The following is a 2,684-nucleotide window of genomic DNA, read 5'->3' as shown; positions in this document are numbered from 1 at the left end:
CCCCGGGCACCGCCGGACCTACCGCGGCGGGTGCGAGTTTGACGCCTTTTCCGGGTACCTCCCCGTCCGGCCGGCCCGCCGCCACGACGCACGCGGGGGGGCGGGAGTGCTGCTGGCACACCTGGACGCGGTGCCCGGCCTCCGGAGGACCGACCTGGCTTCCTACCGGGCCGAGGACGGCCGCGAGTGGCTCGATGTGAGCATCGCCGCGTGCGGCGAGACCGGCGGCTACGCCGTCCACGAGGGCCGGGTGCCGGCGCGGGTCGACGTGGTGGAGCTGATCTGCTCCACGCCCGACGGCTACACCGCCGCGCTGGCAGTGGCCACCGGGATCGCCGACCTGCTCGGCTGGGAGGTCGTCGACTCCGAGAGCGACGAAGTCCTGCACACCGGGGCGGCGCCGTCCACGTGAGTACCGAGGGTCCCGGGTTGTGCAGGCCTTCCCGAACTCAGTAGAGAACTTCGCAGCCCCTGGACGTGAGCGCTTCGAGCAGGGCGGGGGCGGGGGTCACCGGGTTCCAGCGGAGGTCGAGCTTCTCCAGGGCCGGGAGTTCGGTGAGCCACGGCGGGAGGGTGGTGATCCGGTTGCTCCGCACGTCGAGGCGGCGCAGCAGGGGCAGGCCGGCGAGGGGTGGCGGGAGCTCCGTGAGGTGGTTCTCGCGCAGGTCGAGCTCGCGCAGGTTGGCCAGGTCGCCGATCGACGCGGGCAGGGTGCTCAACCGGTTCTCGCGCAGCCAGATTTCGCGCAGGGCGCCGAGGCGGCCGATCGAGTCGGGGAGCGCGGCGAGCCGGTTGTACTGGGCGCGGAGCTCCACCAGCGATGCCATGTCGCCGATCGTGGACGGGAGTTCGCGGAGCCGGTTCTCGCCGACGTTGAGGTAGCGCAGCGCGGTGAGACGGCCGAGGGTGTCGGGCAGGGTGAACAGCCCGTTGTCGTGCAGGTAGAGGAAGTCGCGCAGGCCCGTGAGATCGCCCAGTTCGGCGGGGAGGGACGCGAGTTTGTTGTGGCCGAGGTCGAGGGTGCGCAGGCGCTGCAACGCGCCCACGGCGGGCGGGACTTCGGTGAGGCCGGTCTCGGCGAGGATCAGGACCGTCACGTCGGTGCGGTCCCACACGTCGGCCGGCAGCTCGGCGAGGGGCCGACGCCAGAGGTTCAGGGTCGTCACGCCGTCTCCTCGGACAGACCGGACAGACCGGCCAGGCCGGTCAGCTTGTCGGGATTGACCTGGAAGCGCAGGTTCTGGAGGCGGCCGTCGGCGATGTCGTAGGTGAGCGCGCCGACCGGCTGGCCGTCCATGGTGAACAGGACGCTCTGCTCGCCGTTGATGACGGCCGACCGCCAGGCCATGCCCTGGAGTTCGGGCTTGGCGAGGACGCCGAGGATCCAGCGGGCGACGCCGTCGGTGCCGTGCAGCGGGCGGCGGGCCGCGGTGACCTTGCCGCCGCCGTCGGACCACGCGGTCACGTCCGGGGCGAGGAGCTCCATCACCGCGTTCAGGTCGCCGCCGGTGCAGGCCGCGAGGAAGCGGTCGGTGATCTCGCGGCGCTGTTCCGGGTCACTGTCGAAGCGCCGGCGGTGGGCGCGGACGTGTTCGCGGGCGCGGTGGGCGGTCTGGCGGACCGTCGCCTCGCTCCGGTCGAGGAACCCGGCGATCTCCGCGTGCGAGAACCCGAAGGCCTCGCGCAGCACGAACACCGCCCGCTCGACCGGGCCGAGGCTCTCCAGGACCACGAGCATCGCGGTGGAGACGGAGTCCGCGAGCTCGGCGCCGTCCGCGATGTCCGGGGCGGTGAGCAGGGGTTCGGGCAGCCAGGGGCCGACGTACGCCTCGCGCTTGGCCCGGGCCGAGGTGAGCCGGGTCAGCGAGAGGTTGGTGACCGTGCGCACCAGGTAGGCCCGCGGGTTGGCGACCGTCTCCCGGTCGACGCGGGACCACGCGAGCCAGGCGTCCTGCAGCACGTCCTCGGTGTCGGCGACGCTGCCGAGCAGGCGGTAGGCGGTGCCGAAGAGGAGTCGGCGGTGCTCGGTGAAGTCGTCCAGCGCGTCCGGCGCCGCAGGTGTGTTGATCACGCCGTCAGGCTGCCAGCGGCGCACCTGCCACCGCAAGTGCCCAGCGGCCGCGTCACAGCCTCACCGCCGGGGTGGCTTCGCTGCGCTCCGCCGTCGGCGGAACGGTGAGCACCGGACAGCGCGCGTGCTTCAGGCAGTGGGCGGCGACTCGGCCACGGCCGCGGGCGGCGCGGAAGCGGCCGGTGCGGGTGCCCGTGCCCAGGACCAGCAGGCCGCCCTCGCGGTCCGCGATCCGGACCAGGGCGGCGGCCGCTGCACCACGCACCAGTTCGCCGTCGGCGACGACCCCGGCCGCGAAGGCCAGTTCCATCGCCGCGGCCAGCACGTCGGCGGCGGCCTCCCGGGCCTCGACGACCGGGGGCCAGTCCGGGTACCGCAGGGCGCGCCGCTCGCCGACCGGCGACTGCCAGGCGTGCACGGCGAGCAGGCCGGCCCCGGTGCGTCGCGCCTCGGCAATCGCCCACCGCAGGGCCGCGCGGCTCCCCGGTGATCCGTTCACGCCGACCACGATCCGCCGTCTCGGCCCCTCGTCCCAGCCGTTCCCTGCCATTCCTGCCCTTCGACGGTGCCCTGCCGGGTCGCGGGGGGGCGGGGGGGGGGGCGCGGCGGCGCC

At 74.3% G+C, this 2,684-nt stretch carries 4 protein-coding genes; 1 reads left to right on the top strand and 3 read right to left on the bottom strand.

The features are described from left to right. Window positions 1-106: 106 nt before the first annotated feature. Window positions 107-412, top strand: coding sequence for a hypothetical protein (locus ACFV4G_RS38990; RefSeq protein WP_380447550.1), 306 nt, complete (start codon window positions 107-109; stop codon window positions 410-412). 37 nt (window positions 413-449) lie between these two features. Here ACFV4G_RS38990 and ACFV4G_RS38985 read toward each other — a convergent pair whose 3' ends face one another. Genes ACFV4G_RS38985 through ACFV4G_RS38975 form a run of 3 tightly spaced genes read right to left on the bottom strand, consistent with a single transcriptional unit; the run spans window position 450 to window position 2,621 of the window. Next, window positions 450-1,166: a leucine-rich repeat domain-containing protein gene (locus ACFV4G_RS38985; protein ID WP_380447548.1), complete on the bottom strand. Its 717-nt coding sequence runs from the start codon at window positions 1,164-1,166 to the stop codon at window positions 450-452. Continuing rightward, entirely contained in the window at window positions 1,163-2,071 is a 909-nt protein-coding gene (locus tag ACFV4G_RS38980; RefSeq protein WP_380447546.1) for an RNA polymerase sigma-70 factor, read from the bottom strand. The genes ACFV4G_RS38985 and ACFV4G_RS38980 overlap by 4 nt, the downstream gene beginning before the upstream one ends. Before the next feature lie 52 nt (window positions 2,072-2,123). Further along, a complete protein-coding gene (locus ACFV4G_RS38975; RefSeq protein WP_380447544.1) occupies window positions 2,124-2,621 on the bottom strand; it encodes a universal stress protein in 498 nt (165 codons plus the stop codon). Window positions 2,622-2,684 lie beyond the last annotated feature (63 nt).

Source organism: Kitasatospora sp. NPDC059747, from assembly GCF_042732955.1.
Taxonomy (GTDB): domain Bacteria; phylum Actinomycetota; class Actinomycetes; order Streptomycetales; family Streptomycetaceae; genus Kitasatospora.
This window is presented reverse-complemented; position numbering and strand designations above follow the sequence as displayed.